The sequence below is a fragment of the Methylotenera sp. genome, from assembly GCF_029945535.1.
Lineage (GTDB): Bacteria > Pseudomonadota > Gammaproteobacteria > Burkholderiales > Methylophilaceae > Methylotenera.
Genome location: NZ_JAQSCU010000006.1, coordinates 182,738 through 200,347, shown reverse-complemented (window position 1 = coordinate 200,347; position 17,610 = coordinate 182,738). Strand labels below are relative to the sequence as shown.

The window sequence follows — 17,610 nt, the reverse complement described above, 5'->3', positions numbered from 1 at the left end:
ATTTCTAGTGCAATTTATATTGCTAGGTGGGTCAATTCTGAGTGCAATTCAACATTAACATCTTCTGTTGCCAAACCTTCACGGGGATCAACTGTTGAATATTTATATATAACCGAAGGTAATCTAGCCTCAATTGCATTTGATGTATTTTGACAAGATAATGCTAACGACATACGAAATGACGGGGCGACTCCATGATTTGATATAGGGTCAGAACAAAGCCATTTTAAATAATCACGAATATTTCTTAGTCTAGTTGCAGCTACAGGAGCACCAACATTCTTATGACCTTTTAAGGTTGAACGCGATCTCAAACTTTCCAATAATCTTACTGTTGAAGTTTTCTGAGCAGATTCAATGCGAATATCATTCAAAACAGTATAAATTCTATCAATAGGTAATCTGCAAATTCCAACCAACTCTTCAATTTCACCTAGAGATAATAATTGACCAACATTGAGCCGCTCTTCTAAATTGATATTACGCAAATCAAGAAATAACAAAAATATCGTGATTGATTTAAGATAACTATCGATCGTATTCGAAGCTCTATTTTTTGACCGCACCTCTGATAAAGTAAAAACATTAGGTTCAAAAATTGGCAACCCATCAGGAGCAAGCAGAATGGGAAGGCGCTCTCCTGAAGCAGTGACAATCATTTTTACTCGATATTTTGCATTCATTATTTACACTCACGCAAGGTATACTTTAGTCCATGATATTAACAAACAAAAAATAACCTGTAAACAAAGAAAAACCCCTGTAGATTTATGGTCTACAGGGGTTTATTTACATTACCAGTATAGGTAGTTTCTAGAACGGAATATCATCTTCAAAATCATCAAAACCTGAACCACTAGTCGCTGCTTTGGCAGTTGATTGCGCTGGCGCCTGCTTTGTTGATGATTGATTAGCACTTGATGGCGCTTGATCGTAGTCGCTGCTGCCACTACTTTGATCCATGCCGCCATCGTAGCTAGCGTTTGAGCCTGCACCATCACGTCCGCCTAGCATTTGCATTTGGTCTGCGATGATTTCTGTTGTGTAACGATCTTGGCCTTCTTTAGTCTGCCATTTACGCGTTTGCAAGCGGCCTTCAACGTACACTGGACGACCTTTTTTAAGGTACTCCCCTGCGATTTCCGCAAGTTTGCGGTACATCACGATGTTGTGCCATTCTGTGCGTTCTTGTTTTGCGCCAGATTTATCTTTCCAGCTATCGGTAGTCGCAATGCTGAAGTTACAAACAGCTTCGCCATTCGGCATGAATCTTACTTCAGGATCTTTGCCTAAGTTGCCGACTAAAATTACTTTATTGACTGATGCCATTTTTATCCCCTCAACAATTGATGTACTTGTGTTTGCAATTGGGTTTCATCCCCATGTTGCGATTTATCTATCTTTAATATTACGGTGCGTTCTTGTGGCAATACCACGGCTTCTATCACGCCTGTTAGGGCTAGTAGCTTGTTTTTTAACAGCTCAGCCACACCCGTGGTTAGCTCAGGCGCATCTTCATCTAAGCTGTACATTTTAGTTTTTACCGCAGGTGGAGCCTGCATTGAATATGCCAATACCAGCCACAAAAGCATCATCACGCTGCAGAAAATAAACACACTGGCAAAGCCAACTTTATGCGACAAGTAACCACCTAAAGCACCACCAACAAACACACCTAATGACTGCGAAGTATTATATACGCCTATCGCTGTTCCTTTAGCTGCAGCAGGTGCAATTTTACTTATAATTGAAGGTAAAGAAGCTTCTAGTACATTAAAAGCAATAAAGTACATAGTAAGCGACAGCACTATGCCCCAAAATAGCTGAATGGAAGCTGAGAACATCAATTGCGCTATAAACATAGTAGCGATTGCGCCAACAAAAACCTGTTTCATTTTGGCTTTCTTTTCAGCGTAAATAATCGCCGGCACCATAAATACGAATGAGGCAATCAACACAGGTAAATAAATCATCCAATGTTGATTTTCATGCATGCCGCTTGATTTAACAAGAGCGAATGGCACCACGACAAACATCGCCATTTGCGCAGCATGCAGTGCGAAAATGCCATAATTTAAACGTAGTAATTGTTTGTTTTTCAAAACGTCTTTTAGCTTGGCTGGTGCTGCGCTGGCATCCGAATGATAGTGGCTATGCAAAGGCTCAGGCACAACAAACTTCATTACCGCAATAGCAGCTAAACTTAACAACGCTGTCATCGCGAATATGCCTGGCACGCCTATCCATTGATTAAGTAATGGGCCAATCACTAATGAAACCGCAAACGCCATACCAATGGTGCCACCTATGGTTGCCATAGCTTTGGTGCGGTTTTCATCGCGAGTTAAATCCGCTAACAAAGCTGTGACAGCGGCAGAAACAGCACCTGCCCCCTGAATGGCACGGCCTAAAATCACACCTTCAATATTCATCGCCAATGCGGCGACCATGCTACCAATCGCAAAAATAGCTAGGCCTAAATAAATCATAGGCTTGCGACCAAATTTATCTGAAGCCATGCCAAACGGCAATTGAAATAAGGCTTGCGTTAACCCGTAAGCGCCAAGTGCTAAGCCGATTTGCAAGCCATTTGGCTTGGGTAGAAAATTGTTTGAAGCGTAAATTGCAAAAATTGGCAAAATAGAAAACATGCCAAACATACGTAAACCGTAAATCGCCGCCAAGCTCACTGTTGCACGCACTTCTAAAGGCGTCATTTTATCTGCTGGCAAATCGATTGAGTTTAGTGTGATTGGTGCATCAGTATTTGATGGCAAAGCCTCTGAAGTAAGCTCAGCTGACTTAGCTGCATCTACTGCAATGCCTGCAAAAAGGTCTTGCGTGTGATTGCTCGAATGATTCTTTGGTGTAGACATAAAAAAACTTAAGGCCTAAAAATGTAGCTAAATGCGTAAAAGTATGTATATTAGCAGGTTGCCCTAATTTTCGTAAAAGCATTATGGAATTCATCAAAATACGTGGTGCGCGAACGCACAATCTTAAAAACATTTCGCTGGATATTCCACGCAATCAGCTGGTCGTGATTACGGGTTTATCGGGCTCGGGCAAGTCCTCACTTGCTTTTGATACGCTATATGCAGAAGGTCAGCGCCGCTATGTCGAATCGCTGTCGGCTTATGCACGCCAATTCTTGGCGCGTATGGATAAACCTGATGTTGATTTGATTGAAGGTTTATCGCCTGCGATTTCTATTGAGCAAAAATCCACATCGCACAATCCGCGTTCTACCGTTGGTACTGTGACAGAAATTCACGATTACCTACGTTTGCTTTACGCTCGTGCTGGCGACCCAGAATGTCCTGAACATGGCATCAAGCTAGAAGCACAAACTGTTAGCCAAATGGTGGATAGCGTATTAGCGCTGCCTGAAGATACCAAGCTGATGATTTTGGCGCCTGTGGTGAGCAATCGCAAAGGCGAGCAACTCGATTTATTTGAAGAGCTTAAAGCACAAGGTTTTGTGCGTTTACGTGTAGATGGCAAAATCTATGAGGTCGATGCTTTACCGCAACTGACAAAAACCACAAAACATACGGTTGAAGTTGTCATAGACCGCATCAAAGTGAAGCAAGACATGAAGCAGCGTATTGCTGAATCATTTGAAACCGCTTTGCGCCTAGCAGAAGGCAAAGCCATTGCAGTTGAAATGGATACTGAAAAGGAGCATCTATTTTCAGCTAAATTCTCATGCCCAGTGTGTGACTACTCACTTGCTGAATTAGAGCCGCGCCTATTCTCTTTCAACAATCCGATGGGCGCATGCCCTAAGTGTGATGGCTTAGGTAATATCAACTTTTTCGATCCAAAGCGCGTGGTAGCATTTCCACACTTATCACTCGCGGCGGGTGCGATTAAAGGCTGGGATAAACGTAATCAGTTTTACTTCCAAATGCTCGCCAGTATCGCCGCGCATTACAACTTCAACCTTGATACCGCATTTGAGAAGTTGCCTGAGTACATACAAAAAGTATTATTAAACGGCAGCGGCAAAGATGTGATGCCATTTAAATACCTGAATGAACGTGGCGTTTTCTTTGAAAAGACCCATGCATTTGAAGGTATTTTAAATAACTTGCAACGCCGTTATCACGAAACTGACTCGCAGACCGTGCGTGAAGAGCTCGCAAAATACTTAAACTCACAAAGCTGTCCTGATTGCTCTGGCACACGTTTACGCAAAGAAGCGCGCCATGTAAAAGTAGGCAATAAGAACATTCACGAAGTATGCGAAGTGCCTCTTAAGTTAGCGCTCACTTTCTTTGATACACTTGAATTGACTGGTGCTAAACTTGCGATTGCCGATAAGATTGTAAAAGAAATTAGCAACCGTCTGAAATTTTTAACGAACGTTGGTTTGGAGTATTTATCGCTTTCACGTTCAGCTGAAACGCTATCTGGAGGCGAGGCACAACGTATTCGTTTAGCCTCACAAATCGGCAGCGGCTTAACGGGCGTGATGTATGTGCTGGATGAACCTTCTATCGGCTTGCATCAACGTGACAATGATCGTTTGCTAGAAACATTAAAGCGCCTGCGTGATATTGGCAACAGCGTGATTGTTGTCGAACATGACCATGATGCGATTTTAACTGCCGATTACGTGGTTGATATTGGCCCAGGTGCGGGTGAGCATGGCGGCAGAATTGTAGCTGAAGGCACGCCTGCGGAGGTGTTAGCTAACCCAGACTCACTCACGGGTCAGTACTTAAGCGGCAAAAAACAAATTATTTATAACAAAAAACGTACACCGCCAGACCCTGCGCGTTGGTTAAAACTAAGTAACGCGACTGGCAACAACCTAAAAGATGTCACCTTGAAACTACCTGTGGGCTTACTAAGCTGCATTACTGGCGTTTCTGGTAGCGGAAAATCTACGTTAATTAACGATACTTTATACCGCGTGGTTTCACAGCATTTATATGGCAGTAGCACAGAACCAGCGCCGTATAACGAAATCGACGGTTTGGCATTTTTCGACAAAGTGGTCGATGTCGATCAAAGTCCGATTGGCCGCACGCCACGCTCTAATCCAGCGACTTACACTGGACTATTCACGCCCATTCGCGATTTATTTGCTGGCGTACCAGAAAGCCGCGTGCGTGGTTATGGCCCTGGTCGATACTCATTCAACGTTAAAGGCGGGCGCTGTGAAGCTTGCCAAGGCGACGGTGTAATACGTGTAGAAATGCACTTTTTACCAGACGTTTACGTGCCGTGCGACGTATGCAAAGGCCACCGCTATAACCGTGAAACTTTGGAAATTCAATTCAAAGGCAAAAATATTCGTGAAGTATTAGAAATGACCGTTGAGCAAGCGCACGGCTTCTTCAGTGCGCAGCCAGTAATTTCGCGTAAATTGAAAACGCTGCTCGATGTAGGCTTAGGCTACATTACACTTGGACAAAGCGCGACGACATTAAGTGGCGGCGAGGCGCAACGTGTTAAATTAGCACTTGAGTTAAGCAAACGCGACACAGGCCGCACCTTATATATTCTGGATGAACCAACCACCGGCTTGCACTTTGCCGATATTCAACTATTGCTAGATGTTATTCATCGCCTACGCGATGCGGGCAACACCATCGTGATTATTGAGCATAACCTAGACGTGATTAAAACTGCGGACTGGATAGTTGACATGGGCCCTGAAGGTGGCGATGGCGGCGGTACAATTATTGCAGAAGGTACGCCAGAACAAGTCGCTTTGAGCACTGAAAGCTATACAGCTAAATATCTCAAGGCAATGCTTTAATTTAATTTGTAGGGTGGGCAGGTTTTCTGCCCAAGCGTTTTAGATTGACCTAACTCAACAATTCCGCGTGGGCAAGCAAGTTGCCCACCCTACTAGCCAAAATTGATGTTGTTATTTAATTGTAGAGTTTTTATGAAAATACCAAAAAAATACACAGGCATCCTATTTGCCTTCTTGATGTCTTTACTGATGGCTTTCATCATGTCTGGCGTGCTAACCGCCTTATTTGCAGGCATTGATGCTCAGTTTGTTTCACATTGGATGCGCGCATTTATTCACGCGTGGCCGGTGGCATTTCCAGCTGTTTTGCTTGTTGCACCTATTGTTAAAAAAATCGTCGCTAGCCTGACCGAGTAAACCTTACGGCACCTCTGAAAAGCGCATTCTAGCTTGAATCGTAGCCGTTCTGCGATTGAGGTAGGAGGTTGATTTATGTGCATCGTAATAGCGCGGATTTGGAATCATAGCGGCTAATTTTGCAGCTTGTGCGCTACTAAGCTTAGCCGCACTAGTTTTGTAATAATGCCGCGATGCCGCCTCTGCGCCAAACACGCCGTTGCCCCATTCAATGACATTCAAGTAAATCTCTAAAATACGACGCTTACTCAATACATTTTCTAGCATTACAGTAATAAGCGCTTCTTCACCTTTGCGCCAAGGGGTGCGCTTGGTGGATAAAAATAAATTCTTAGCCAGTTGCTGGCTAATCGTTGAGCCTCCCGCAACGATTTTGCCCTTTTTGAGATTTTTTGCGTAAGCTTTCTCAATACCTTCCCAATCAAATCCTTCATGGTCAACGAACTTTGCATCTTCGCTAGCGACGACCGCACGTTTTAGGTTGCTTGAAATTTTGGAGTAATCTACCCACTGATACTTCAACTCTGCATCTGGCTTTTCTTCTTGAATGATTTCTAAGCGATCCACCATAAAAGCACTAGAAGACGGGTTGAATTTTATCCACCAACAAATGTGCAAAAAGATCCAAAGTTGATACAAAAAAAGCAGCATAAAAAACACCACCAAGCCTCGGGTAAAGTATCCGCCAAAACCTAATGGTGCTGCATCTGGTTTATTATTCAGTAACCAATTTTTCATTATTTTATATTTCTTCTAAACTAAAATTAGTTAAGCTAAATTTCTAATTTGCTGAATCACGCTTTGCGTTTCTGGCCGCACACCACACCAAAGATAAAACGCCTCAGCCGCTTGCTCCACCAGCATACCAAGACCATCCGCCACTAACGCGCCATTTTCCCTTGCCTGCTTCATAAAAGGCGTTTCGCGACCATACATCATGTCGTAGGCTAAACAATCTTTAGAGAAAATAATGTTTGGGATAGGTAAAGCGGTATCAGTTAAACCTGTTGAGGTCGCGTTAATAATTAAGTCATATGGAGCATCTAGCTCCTCAAACATCTTTGCGCGCGCTTCATTAACATCAGAAATACTCATCACCAGTTGAAGTGCTTTCTCAGATGTACGATTCGCAATAGTGATACTTTTAGCCCCTATTAAAGAATTTAAAACACCATAAGCTGCGCCACCAGCACCTAGAATCAATATATTTTTATCGGCAATCAGGAATTTAAGGTTTTTCTCAATATCATTACGCAACCCTACGCCATCAGTATTATCACCATGTATTTTTCCATGGATATTAATCAAGGTATTCACTGCTCCTGAACCGGAACTTATAACCCGAGCGCTCAAGCTATCGCAAATTTTATAAGCCTCAAACTTAAACGGCACAGTGACATTCGCCCCTTTATATCCACTCGCGATTAAATCTCGAACCGTCAACTCAAAACCGTCGAGCGGTGCCAAAATACGCTCATAGCTAATATCCTGATTGGTTTGTTTAGCAAAAGCTTCATGTATTAGCGGTGATTTACTATGTGATATAGGATTCCCAATCACTGCATACTTATCAGTCATTATTTAATTGGTCCAAGGCAAGTCAGCATGTTTCCAGCCGTTAATCATAGTGCGTTGTTTCAGTTCGTTTGCTTCACCCTCAAAGCCTTCAAGCATATTGTAAGCTTTATCAAAACCAAGTTGCTCAGCCACCACTGCAGCATTATGCGAACGCCCACCTGTGCGGCACATAAATATCACGGTAAGGTTTTTATCAACATTGTCCGCTAACTGTTTAGCAAACTCTTGGTTTTTAACCATGCCTGGATAAGTTGCCCACTCAATATGCATTGCATTTGGCACGCGTCCTACAAGCTCTAATTCTGCTTGCGTGCGCACATCAACTAAAACGACTTCAGCATTTTGCTGTAATAGCTCAAATGCTTCATGTGGCGTTAAAGCACCTGCATATGAAAAATTGTTATCCGCGCTACGTTTTTGTGCTGTTTGTAAAACAGCGTTTAGATTACTCATGAAAGTTACCTTATTAAATAGTTCTTATCTTTAGAGCATATCAAATTTCGACAATTTTACATTCGAAATTCTTAGCAATGATTTCCGTAAAGTATATCTGTAAAATCGTGAAAATATTCACGCACCAACACAGCAAGTTATACGCACCGTTAAAGTGCATCAATTAGACAAACCGCACATATTTGGTGCTTTGTTTTAGATTGGATTTTAACACTTCTTTAAAAAAGCCGTTATTTGGTCTTTTCAGAATGGCACGTTTCCTGCTAATCTACTGAGTTGAATTATTTTGTTTTTTGTTTTGTAAGTTTAATCCTAACCCACACCACCAATAGGAGATTCTGATGTCAGTGGCTAATGTAATGAAAATGGTAAAAGAAAACGACATTAAATTTGTTGATTTTCGTTTTACTGATACTCGCGGTAAAGAACAACACGTCACCGTGCCTGTTTCACATTTTGACGAATCAAAATTTACAGAAGGCCACGCTTTTGACGGTTCTTCAATCGCAGGTTGGAAAGGTATTCAAGCATCAGACATGCAATTGATGCCAGATGCATCAACAGCCAATATCGATCCATTCATGGACGAGCCAACACTTATTTTAACTTGTGATGTTGTTGACCCAACTGACGGTAAAGGTTACGAACGTGATCCACGTAGCTTAGCTAAACGTGCTGAAGCCTACTTAAAATCAACTGGTTTAGGTGATACTGCTTATTTCGGTCCAGAGCCAGAATTCTTCATTTTTGACAGCATTCAATGGGATGTTGCAATGAACGGTAGTTCAGTGCGCATTAACTCAGAAGAAGGCGCTTGGGCGTCTGGCGAGAAATTTGAAGGCGGCAACACTGGCCATCGTCCAGGGGTTAAAGGCGGTTATTTCCCAGTGCCTCCAGTCGATTCATTGCATGACATCCGTTCAGCAATGTGTATGACTTTAGAAGCAATGGGCGTGCCTGTTGAAGTGCACCACCATGAAGTTGCAACGGCTGGTCAATGTGAAATTGGTACTAGATTCAGTACCTTAACGCAACGCGCTGACTGGACTCAAATTCAAAAATATGTGATTTTGAACACAGCTCATGCTTACGGCAAAACTGCTACATTTATGCCAAAACCATTCGCAGGCGATAACGGTTCAGGTATGCACGTTCACCAATCAGTATGGAAAGATGGCAAAAACTTGTTCGCAGGTAATGGCTACGCTGGTTTGAGCGAATTCGCGCTTTACTACATTGGCGGCATCATCAAACACGCTAAAGCATTAAATGCGATTACAAACCCAGGTACAAACTCATACAAACGCCTAGTGCCACATTACGAAGCGCCAGTTAAATTAGCTTACTCAGCTAAAAACCGTTCAGCTTCTATCCGCATTCCTTTTGTGCATTCTGACAAAGGTCGCCGTGTTGAAGCGCGTTTCCCAGACCCAATTGCTAACCCATACTTAGCGTTCTCTGCATTGCTAATGGCTGGTCTAGATGGCGTTCAAAACAAGATTCACCCAGGTGAACCAGCGACTAAAGACTTGTACCATCTTCCTCCAGAAGAAGATGCACAAATCCCAACAGTATGTGCATCACTAGAAGAAGCGCTTTCTGAGTTAGATAAAGACCGCGAGTTCTTAACTAAAGGTGGCGTATTCACTAACGACTGGATTGACGCTTACATTGGTTTGAAAATGGAAGAAGTGAATAAAGTACGTATGACACCACACCCAGTTGAGTTTGGTTTGTACTACTCTTGCTAAGCTAAATTCCTGCTAAGTTAATTTTTAACTAGCAGCTGAATTATTAGCAGCAGAAAAAAAGGGGCGATATTCGCCCCTTTTTTCATTTGCGTATAGGTCAACCTTTAGCCACAGCCATGCGTTTTCTAAGCACATTGCCTAACTTGGCTAACTCTACTAAACTATTACTATGAAAAAAACTCTGTCTATAGCCACACTCGTTGTTATTGCGTTTTCCACTAACGCGATTGCTGAAATTTATAAACGTGTAGATGCTGAAGGGCGCATTACTTATTCCAATATCAAGACAAAAGGCGCAACGCGCCTAGAGTTTGACCCTGACGCGAATACGATTGTAAATGAGCGTCCTAAAAGCACGGGTGGCTCTTCCTCTGGCAACAAGCGCACAGCAACACCTGAAGGCTTTCCTAAGGTTGACAAACAAACGCAGAATCAACGAGATGGCAAACGCCAAGAGATTTTACAAAATGAGCTTGATTCTGAAAAAGCCGCTTTAGAAGAAGCAAAAAAAGCCTATGCTGAAGGTGAAGCTAAACCAGAGATATACAAAACGGCCAATGGCGCCACTATGCGCAACGTACCTAAATTCCAAGAAAAAATGAAAAGCTTGCAAGACGATGTAGATAGCCATCAGAACAACATCAAGCTATTGCAAAAAGAGCTAGATAATCTGCATTAAATCAGCACTTTTAGCATCATTTATTAGCCATCAAAATTAAAGATAGGCCTACCTGCAAAGTTGGTCTATCTTTTGCTTAGTCATAGTATCATCATTGAAAACTCGTTTAGATTAACACTAAATTCAATATAACTATGATTCAAATTTAATGGTCCAAATTTAATGGTTCAACCCACACCCAATCACTTTTCTGGTTTAGAGCATCTAGCAACGGCCATCATACTGTTAGACGAAAATCGTCGCGTGGTGTATATCAACCCCGGCGCAGAAATCATATTTGCGTTTAGCGCCACTCACGTAACCGGCATGCTGATTAGCGACGTGTTCCCTGATTGCGAAATTTTAATGTCTGCGATTAAGAACGCTATTCAGCAACAAAGTCCATTCCGTGAACATGAGTTCACAATTACTACCAATCGGCATAACTCGTTTGCCGTTACTTGCACGGCAACACCAATTGATTCGCCAAACGCTTGCTTAATACTTGAATTTCAACAAATGGATGCACAACTCCGCATCGCGCGTGAAGAGCGCATGTTGATTCAGCAGCAAGCCAATGCGGAGTTACTGCGCAACCTTGCGCATGAAATTCGCAATCCACTTGGCGGTCTTCGTGGCGCGGCGCAGTTGTTAGAGCACGAACTTCCATCGCCAAGCCTCCGTGAATACACACAAGTGATTATTAAAGAAGCCGATCGCTTGCAATCGCTGATGGATAGATTGCTGATACCGCATCGTGCACCAAAATATCAGCCAACCAATATTCATGAAGTGCTTGAACGCGTACGTAGCTTGTTGTTAGCCGAAACACCAAAAACCGTGCTGATTAAACGTGACTATGATTTAAGTCTGCCCGAACTCATCGGCGACCGCGAAAAACTAATTCAAGCGGTATTAAACATTGCGCGCAATGCTGTACAAGCTATGCAATCACACCACACAGCCGGCAGCCAAATCACCTTTAGAACACGTGCTGAACGTCAGGTAACATTGGCAAGAAAGCGCTATCGCGTTGCCATTAAATTAGAAATCACGGATAACGGTCCGGGTATTCCAGCTGACATTCGTGACCGTATTTTTTACCCGCTGGTATCAGGCAGTGAAGGCGGCTCGGGCTTAGGTTTAACGCTTGCGCAAACATTCATCACTCAGCACCACGGTATGATTGAATGCGAAAGCGTACCTGGCAATACCTGCTTTACGATTCTATTACCAATTGAAACAACGGCAATTAAGCCTAAAGTAGTTAATCAATAAACATAACAACATTCGCGGCTACAAGCCGCTCCTACACACGCTCTTTGTAGGAGCGGCTTGTAGCCGCGAAACTAGGATAAAAAATGAAACCAATCTGGATCATCGACGACGACAAATCTATACGCTGGGTGTTTGAAAAAGCCCTAGCACGTACGGATTTAGAATTTAAAACCTTTTCTTCAGTCGCTGAAGCACTCAATGCCTTAGAGCGCGAACAGCCACAAGTTGTGGTGAGTGATATCCGCATGCCAAATGGTTCTGGCCTAGATTTTTTAAGCGAAATCAAACAGAAATTTCCTGATATTCCTGTCATCATTATGACCGCCTATTCAGACTTAGAAAGTGCAGTAGCCGCCTTTCAAGGTGGTGCATTCGAGTACCTAGCCAAGCCTTTTGACGTTGATCAGGCAATTGATGTCATTAAACGCGCAGTGGAAGAAAGCACAAGACAAGCGCCTGAAAGCACTGAAGTTGAAGCTACACCTGAGATTATTGGTCAAGCACCTGCCATGCAAGAGGTTTTTAGAGCCATAGGCCGATTAAGTCGATCACATGCGACTGTACTTATCAATGGCGAATCTGGCAGTGGTAAAGAGCTTGTAGCGCGCGCTTTGCATCGCCACAGCCCAAGAGGTGATAAACCATTTATTGCTATTAACACTGCCGCTATTCCAAAAGACTTGCTTGAATCTGAATTATTTGGTCACGAACGTGGTGCGTTTACAGGCGCACAAGCCGCTAGACGTGGCAGATTCGAGCAGGCCGATACTGGGACACTGTTTTTAGATGAAATTGGCGACATGCCGCCAGATCTACAAACTCGACTTTTACGCGTATTGAGTGATGGGCAGTTCTACCGTGTTGGCGGTCATCAACCCATTAAAGTGAATGTACGCATCATCGCCGCAACCCATCAGGACTTAGAAGAGCGTGTTAAGAATGGCTTATTTCGTGAAGACTTGTTTCACCGCTTAAATGTAATCCGCTTAAGATTACCTGCGCTACGCGAGCGTCGGGAAGATATACCATTACTCATCAAACATTTCTTACAGCACAGCGCCACAGAGTTAGGCGTAGAGACAAAACAACCTTCCGTTGCGGCACTTAAATATTTAAGCGCAGTCAACTGGAGCGGCAATGTGCGCCAGCTAGAAAACGTATGCCACTGGCTTACCGTGATGGCACCAGGTCAGAATATTGATATTGCAGACCTACCGCCAGAACTTAAAGAAGACAGCAGCAAATCAAACGCTGCACTTTCATGGCAAGATGCACTGGCCGCCGAAGTAATGGACGCGCTAACCCGAGATGAACAAAATATTCTAGAAACCCGCACCAACATATTTGAGCGGATACTCATTGTAAAAGCGCTAGAACATACGCACGGACGCCGTATTGAAGCAGCCAATCAACTAGGCATGGGACGAAATACACTCACACGCAAGATTCAAGAATTGGGGATAGAGGAGTAATGTAATTTAGTAGGCGGACTTAATGTAGGAGCGCAATTTATTGCGCGAAAGCAAGATCAGCTTGGTCACCTTGCATTCGCGATCTAAATATCGCTCCTACATTAAGGCAAGATAGAAATTAAACTTTTACCGATTTTATTCTATTAATCGGGAATGAGTCTGCTTTGTTAGCATCAATTTTCTTAATGAAAAATGCCTGCGTTAGTCTTGAGTCGTCTAATGACTCACCAAAAAAATTATTTGCGGCATGAAAATTATCGCCTTCGTATATCACTAATGTATTGTACAGATTGCTAAAACGGGCAACTTCATCAAACATACTGTGATATTCAGTCGACATTCTGATGTCACCTGTTCTAAATTTTGCATCATTTTCATCTAGGGCACGCTTATAGTTATCTTGATTAAATGATTGATTTTTCTTAAAAAGCGAAGTGCCTGAATTTAGCTGAGCATCAGGCGTTAAATAGAGTACCCCTGCAAATATAGTATCTCCATCTGTATGGATAACACCTTGACCATACTTAGCTGAAACACTCTGAAAGCCAGTCCTAATCTCCCATCGCATACGATCGTGATTTGGAATATGAAAGACTGAAATCAGCTTTGAGCAAATTTTGTCATATAATGCTTTATTTAAGTCACATAACTCGCGTGTTCTACAACCAGGGTAAACATGAGATATTTCATTTTGCTCATGGCAAAATTTATACTCCTGCGCTAAAGCAAATTTTCTAATCGCATCTGGATTTTCATAAAAGTTTTCAACGATTGTATGTGGATAGAAATTCATACTTTATGCTCATAAAAATTAATGTACCCATATTAAGCGAGAGATAGGTTTCGAGCAATAAAAACGGCAACCAAAGTTGCCGTTTTTATATATAACTTTGAGCTTATATTAAGCTTCTAAACTAACACAGGATTAACCTGTAGTAATACTAGAAGAATAAGATTGCGCCTAAAGAAACAGTTTTTGCTTTACCTTCAGTAGCCGCTAATGATGATTTAACATCTGAATATTCAGCAACTAAATTTAAGTGTTTTGTTAAAGGATGGTAAGCACCAATTACCCACATTTCATCTGTAAGTGTATTTGAACCTAGAACAGTATCAGCAGCGCCGTTACCATCTAACTTAGACTCACCCCAGCTTGCGCCTAGTTTAGTACCTACACCTGGAATAGTGTATGTAGCTTGAACGTAGTAACCTTCTGAATCACGCGCATTACCAGCTGCATCAAAACCACCGTTGAATTGAACTGTTTGACCGATACCAGAACCACCGTAGTAGTAACCAGTTAAACCAAAGCCAGCAACATTAACTGTTGCGCCAATATCTGCAGACTCACCACGGTCTTTAAGACCTTCCATTTTTTGTGTGATACCAGAAACCCATACTTTACCAGCAAAGTCGCCAGCCCAAGCGTAAGAAGCTTTACCTTCAAATGCTGGCGCTGAACCACCACGGGCAGTATTTGTACCGCCAGCAGTTGTAATACCACCAACATTAATTGCATTCCAAGCTTGAGTTACACCAGCAGTAAAGCTGAAGCCATTCCAGTTTGGTGATGAGTAAGCAATTTGTGATTTCCAGTCAGCGTACATATAACCAGTACCGATACGACCTGTAGTTGTGTCGTTACCAGCTAAACCACCAGCGCCAGAACCAACACCTAACAATGTCATGTCGTTCAAGATAGCGTCTGAAGCGTAGATACCTAAATCTTTACCTAATTTGATAGAACCCCATGAAGCATCACCGAATGTTAAGAATGCTTGACGGTTTTCTTGTCTAGCACCGTTACCATTATTGAACGATTGAATACCAGCTTGTGTAGTTGAAGCTCCTGGGTTGATGCTGATTGTAAAACCAACATCTAAATCGTTTTGACGTGTTTTACCAGAAACTGTTAAGTAGTTTGGTAACAAACCTGTAGTGATGTTTGACGAAGTTGCACTGTTGCCAGCTGCATTTGCAGTGAACAAAGCACCGCCGTAGCCAACTGTTTGATTACCTGAAACGCGTGTAGATGTGTAGTAAGCGTTTACAACGCCACCGATGTCTAAAGTCCAATCGCCAGCTGGAATCATGATACCAGCTGAAGCGTTTGAAGCTGCAGCTAATAGAGCTGAAGCAACTGCTAATTTAATTGTGTTATTCATATGAATCTCCTAATTATGTAATGCTATTTTTATTACTAAATAACCTCACTATTACCAAGTCATTTTTGACCTGTGATAACAGCAAGAGAGTTTGCAAACTCTCTCAATGGGACTATGTTTAAAATCGTCATTAAGAAGGTGAATGAGAGTATGCCTAAAGCATTGGTGCGAAACAACTAATTATTGGTGTTTTTGTCACATTTGTTTACAATTGTTGTAAATTTGCAACATTAAGTTTTTCGTAGGGGGGCTTGTAGCCCCGAGAACTGTGGTTAATTGGCACTATGTGGGTGTTAGTGGCTTTGTTGGTTCGCGGCTGCAAGACGCTCCTACATAAATGCTGCGTGCTGTAAGCCTAGATTGGTAGGAGGGGCTTTCAGCCCCGAAACACTGCTATAGCCAAATTGCATCCCAATGCGGGTAGTCGCCTATCTTTGTGACTAATTCTGTACGTATTGGATTGGCTACTATATATCTCGCTACATTTTGAATATCTTCATCTTTACGAATTGCGTGATCGTAATAGCCAGTATAGCCAGTTTGCCAGTTTGCCAAGTTGGCATGCCTATTGCCTTTGCACTCTGTGATTTCATGCTACGAATAATACGTTGTTGCGTCGCATGATTTTCTAGCTGCATTAGCCAATGCATATGATCTGGCATGATGACAAACGCAATTGTTTTGGTAAAGTTTAAGTCATCTGACTTTCTTATAGTACCGATGAGTTTTCTTGCGGAGGCAAAATCACTAAAAATTGGTCTGCGATTTTTGGTGGTCGTTGTGATGTGATAAATTTGATTGGTTTGTGAATAGCGACCTTTGCGCAAATCTTTTTGATGTTTGAGTTGCGGCGGTTTTGCTATTGAATTCATTTTATACTCACTCACTTTTTCGCGGCTACAAGCCGCGAAAGATTGTTACAAATATTCTTCCACTGTAAATAATTTGCGATGTTCGCGTATGGCAAATCGGTCGGTCATACCTGCAATATAGTCTGCCACAGCGCGCGCTTTGTCTGTTTCTGCGGATATTTGGAATTCATTTGGTAGCAGCCCAGTATTCTCAAAGAAAGCTTCGAACAACTCGCGCACGATGCGTGCTGCTTTTGCGCTCATACGGTTTACTTTGTAGTGGTGATACAAGTTTTTGCGTAAAAACTGTTTGAGTTTTTGATTTTGCTCTGCGATCTGACTGCTAAAACCAATTAATTGAGGTAGCTGGCGAATGTCACTAATATTTTTAGGTTGAGGTTGCGCTATATTGTTAGCACTGTGCGTGCACAAATCGACCACCAATGTGTTGATCATGCGGCGTACGGTTTCGTGTATTAGACGTTTTTGCTCTAACTTTGGGTATTTTGCTTTGACTATTGCTAAGTTATTGGCAAACAGCTCAACTTTTGCGAGTTGATCTACGGTAATTAATCCTGACCGCAACCCATCATCAATATCGTGGTTGTTATAGGCTATTTCGTCGGCAAAATTAGTGAGCTGCGCTTCTAAGCTTGGGCTAGTTTTATCTAAAAATCGCTGCCCAACATCGCCTAGTAGTTTTGCATTTTTGATTGAGCAATGCTTGAGTATGCCTTCTCGCACTTCAAACGTAAGGTTTAGACCATCAAAATCTGCATAACGCTGTTCTAATTTTTCAACCACTCTTAATGATTGTAAGTTATGTTCAAAGCCACCAAAATCACGCATGCAAGCATTGAGTGCATCTTGGCCTGCGTGTCCAAATGGCGTATGACCTAAATCATGCGCCAACGCGATTGCTTCAGTTAAGTCTTCATGCAGATTGAGTGTGCGAGCAATTCCGCGCGCCATTTGTGCAACTTCCAAACTATGCGTTAGCCTTGTGCGAAATAAATCACCTTCATGGTTCACAAAGACTTGCGTTTTGTATTCTAGGCGACGAAAGGCTGTGGAGTGAATGATGCGATCACGGTCGCGCTGAAAAGCGTTCCGTGTTTCTGAGGCAGGTTCGTCAAAATGACGCCCTATCGTCTCTTCTGGATTTGCAGCGTACGGTGCGAGATTGTTCATTATGGTTAATATTTTCCAGTTTTTGACATTATTTTCGCGATATTCGAGAGATATTCCTACACGTGAAGCTAATCTTTTAATGT

The 17,610-nt window shown here is 42.5% G+C and carries 16 protein-coding genes; 6 read left to right on the top strand and 10 right to left on the bottom strand.

Features of this window, described 5'->3' with window-relative positions; translation table 11 throughout:
* Positions 1–14: 14 nt before the first annotated feature.
* The 3 genes from PSU72_RS02045 to PSU72_RS02035 all read right to left on the bottom strand — a co-directional run bounded on the left by PSU72_RS02045 (position 15) and on the right by PSU72_RS02035 (position 2,717).
* Positions 15–683, bottom strand: coding sequence for a hypothetical protein (locus PSU72_RS02045; protein WP_300430149.1), 669 nt, complete (start codon positions 681–683; stop codon positions 15–17).
* A gap of 130 nt (positions 684–813) precedes the next feature.
* Complete coding sequence (ssb, locus tag PSU72_RS02040; protein WP_300430147.1) at positions 814–1,329, bottom strand: single-stranded DNA-binding protein; 516 nt, start codon at positions 1,327–1,329, stop codon at positions 814–816.
* Between the two features lie 2 nt (positions 1,330–1,331).
* On the bottom strand, positions 1,332–2,717 hold the full coding sequence (locus PSU72_RS02035) for an MFS transporter (RefSeq protein WP_300430168.1): 1,386 nt from the start codon (positions 2,715–2,717) through the stop codon (positions 1,332–1,334).
* 242 nt (positions 2,718–2,959) lie between these two features.
* On the opposite strand from PSU72_RS02035, the gene uvrA reads away from it, so the two are divergent.
* Together uvrA and PSU72_RS02025 are read left to right on the top strand one after the other, a co-directional pair.
* Entirely contained in the window at positions 2,960–5,773 is a 2,814-nt protein-coding gene (gene uvrA, locus PSU72_RS02030) for an excinuclease ABC subunit UvrA (protein WP_300430145.1), read from the top strand.
* 132 nt (positions 5,774–5,905) lie between these two features.
* The gene (locus PSU72_RS02025; protein WP_300430144.1) at positions 5,906–6,130 is read left to right on the top strand and encodes a DUF2798 domain-containing protein; all 225 of its coding nucleotides are present in this window, start codon (positions 5,906–5,908) and stop codon (positions 6,128–6,130) included.
* Between the two features lie 3 nt (positions 6,131–6,133).
* Here the strand turns inward: PSU72_RS02025 and mtgA are convergent, their stop codons facing one another.
* From mtgA to PSU72_RS02010, 3 genes are read right to left on the bottom strand one after another with little or no spacing between them, the layout of a single operon-like run.
* A complete protein-coding gene (gene mtgA / locus PSU72_RS02020) occupies positions 6,134–6,868 on the bottom strand; it encodes a monofunctional biosynthetic peptidoglycan transglycosylase (RefSeq protein WP_300430142.1) in 735 nt (244 codons plus the stop codon).
* 30 nt (positions 6,869–6,898) lie between these two features.
* Entirely contained in the window at positions 6,899–7,708 is an 810-nt protein-coding gene (gene aroE, locus PSU72_RS02015) for a shikimate dehydrogenase (RefSeq protein WP_300430140.1), read from the bottom strand.
* Between the two features lie 3 nt (positions 7,709–7,711).
* Entirely contained in the window at positions 7,712–8,161 is a 450-nt protein-coding gene (locus PSU72_RS02010; RefSeq protein ID WP_300430138.1) for a rhodanese-like domain-containing protein, read from the bottom strand.
* 341 nt (positions 8,162–8,502) lie between these two features.
* Between PSU72_RS02010 and glnA the strand changes: the two genes are divergently transcribed.
* The 4 genes from glnA to ntrC all read left to right on the top strand — a co-directional run bounded on the left by glnA (position 8,503) and on the right by ntrC (position 13,320).
* Positions 8,503–9,912: a type I glutamate--ammonia ligase gene (gene glnA, locus PSU72_RS02005; protein WP_300430136.1), complete on the top strand. Its 1,410-nt coding sequence runs from the start codon at positions 8,503–8,505 to the stop codon at positions 9,910–9,912.
* 169 nt (positions 9,913–10,081) lie between these two features.
* Positions 10,082–10,591: a DUF4124 domain-containing protein gene (locus PSU72_RS02000; RefSeq protein ID WP_300430134.1), complete on the top strand. Its 510-nt coding sequence runs from the start codon at positions 10,082–10,084 to the stop codon at positions 10,589–10,591.
* Between the two features lie 162 nt (positions 10,592–10,753).
* Positions 10,754–11,848 (top strand): nitrogen regulation protein NR(II), encoded by a 1,095-nt coding sequence (gene glnL / locus PSU72_RS01995; protein ID WP_300430132.1) that lies wholly within the window; start codon positions 10,754–10,756, stop codon positions 11,846–11,848.
* Positions 11,849–11,931: 83 nt separating this feature from the next.
* On the top strand, positions 11,932–13,320 hold the full coding sequence (gene ntrC, locus PSU72_RS01990) for a nitrogen regulation protein NR(I) (RefSeq protein ID WP_300430130.1): 1,389 nt from the start codon (positions 11,932–11,934) through the stop codon (positions 13,318–13,320).
* 118 nt (positions 13,321–13,438) lie between these two features.
* On the opposite strand, the gene PSU72_RS01985 is transcribed toward ntrC, so the two are convergent.
* The 4 genes from PSU72_RS01985 to PSU72_RS01970 form a co-directional block, all read right to left on the bottom strand.
* A complete protein-coding gene (locus PSU72_RS01985) occupies positions 13,439–14,113 on the bottom strand; it encodes a DUF6445 family protein (RefSeq protein ID WP_300430128.1) in 675 nt (224 codons plus the stop codon).
* 148 nt (positions 14,114–14,261) lie between these two features.
* On the bottom strand, positions 14,262–15,485 hold the full coding sequence (locus tag PSU72_RS01980; protein WP_300430126.1) for a porin: 1,224 nt from the start codon (positions 15,483–15,485) through the stop codon (positions 14,262–14,264).
* 479 nt (positions 15,486–15,964) lie between these two features.
* Positions 15,965–16,357, bottom strand: a complete 393-nt coding sequence (locus tag PSU72_RS01975) for a transposase (protein WP_300430124.1) — start codon at positions 16,355–16,357, stop codon at positions 15,965–15,967.
* A gap of 45 nt (positions 16,358–16,402) precedes the next feature.
* Positions 16,403–17,527, bottom strand: coding sequence for a deoxyguanosinetriphosphate triphosphohydrolase (locus PSU72_RS01970; RefSeq protein WP_300430122.1), 1,125 nt, complete (start codon positions 17,525–17,527; stop codon positions 16,403–16,405).
* Between the last annotated feature and the right edge of the window lie 83 nt (positions 17,528–17,610).

Excerpts from the sequence above, each read along its gene's own strand:
- PSU72_RS02045 (WP_300430149.1), bottom strand. The coding sequence starts at position 683 with ATGAATGCAAAATATCGAGTAAAAATGATTGTCACTGCTTCAGGAGAG.
- ssb (WP_300430147.1), bottom strand. The coding sequence starts at position 1,329 with ATGGCATCAGTCAATAAAGTAATTTTAGTCGGCAACTTAGGCAAAGAT.
- PSU72_RS02035 (WP_300430168.1), bottom strand. The coding sequence starts at position 2,717 with ATGACGCCTTTAGAAGTGCGTGCAACAGTGAGCTTGGCGGCGATTTAC.
- uvrA (WP_300430145.1), top strand. The coding sequence starts at position 2,960 with ATGGAATTCATCAAAATACGTGGTGCGCGAACGCACAATCTTAAAAAC.
- PSU72_RS02025 (WP_300430144.1), top strand. The coding sequence starts at position 5,906 with ATGAAAATACCAAAAAAATACACAGGCATCCTATTTGCCTTCTTGATG.
- mtgA (WP_300430142.1), bottom strand. The coding sequence starts at position 6,868 with ATGAAAAATTGGTTACTGAATAATAAACCAGATGCAGCACCATTAGGT.
- aroE (WP_300430140.1), bottom strand. The coding sequence starts at position 7,708 with ATGACTGATAAGTATGCAGTGATTGGGAATCCTATATCACATAGTAAA.
- PSU72_RS02010 (WP_300430138.1), bottom strand. The coding sequence starts at position 8,161 with ATGAGTAATCTAAACGCTGTTTTACAAACAGCACAAAAACGTAGCGCG.
- glnA (WP_300430136.1), top strand. The coding sequence starts at position 8,503 with ATGTCAGTGGCTAATGTAATGAAAATGGTAAAAGAAAACGACATTAAA.
- PSU72_RS02000 (WP_300430134.1), top strand. The coding sequence starts at position 10,082 with ATGAAAAAAACTCTGTCTATAGCCACACTCGTTGTTATTGCGTTTTCC.
- glnL (WP_300430132.1), top strand. The coding sequence starts at position 10,754 with ATGGTTCAACCCACACCCAATCACTTTTCTGGTTTAGAGCATCTAGCA.
- ntrC (WP_300430130.1), top strand. The coding sequence starts at position 11,932 with ATGAAACCAATCTGGATCATCGACGACGACAAATCTATACGCTGGGTG.
- PSU72_RS01985 (WP_300430128.1), bottom strand. The coding sequence starts at position 14,113 with ATGAATTTCTATCCACATACAATCGTTGAAAACTTTTATGAAAATCCA.
- PSU72_RS01980 (WP_300430126.1), bottom strand. The coding sequence starts at position 15,485 with ATGAATAACACAATTAAATTAGCAGTTGCTTCAGCTCTATTAGCTGCA.
- PSU72_RS01975 (WP_300430124.1), bottom strand. The coding sequence starts at position 16,357 with ATGAATTCAATAGCAAAACCGCCGCAACTCAAACATCAAAAAGATTTG.
- PSU72_RS01970 (WP_300430122.1), bottom strand. The coding sequence starts at position 17,527 with ATGAACAATCTCGCACCGTACGCTGCAAATCCAGAAGAGACGATAGGG.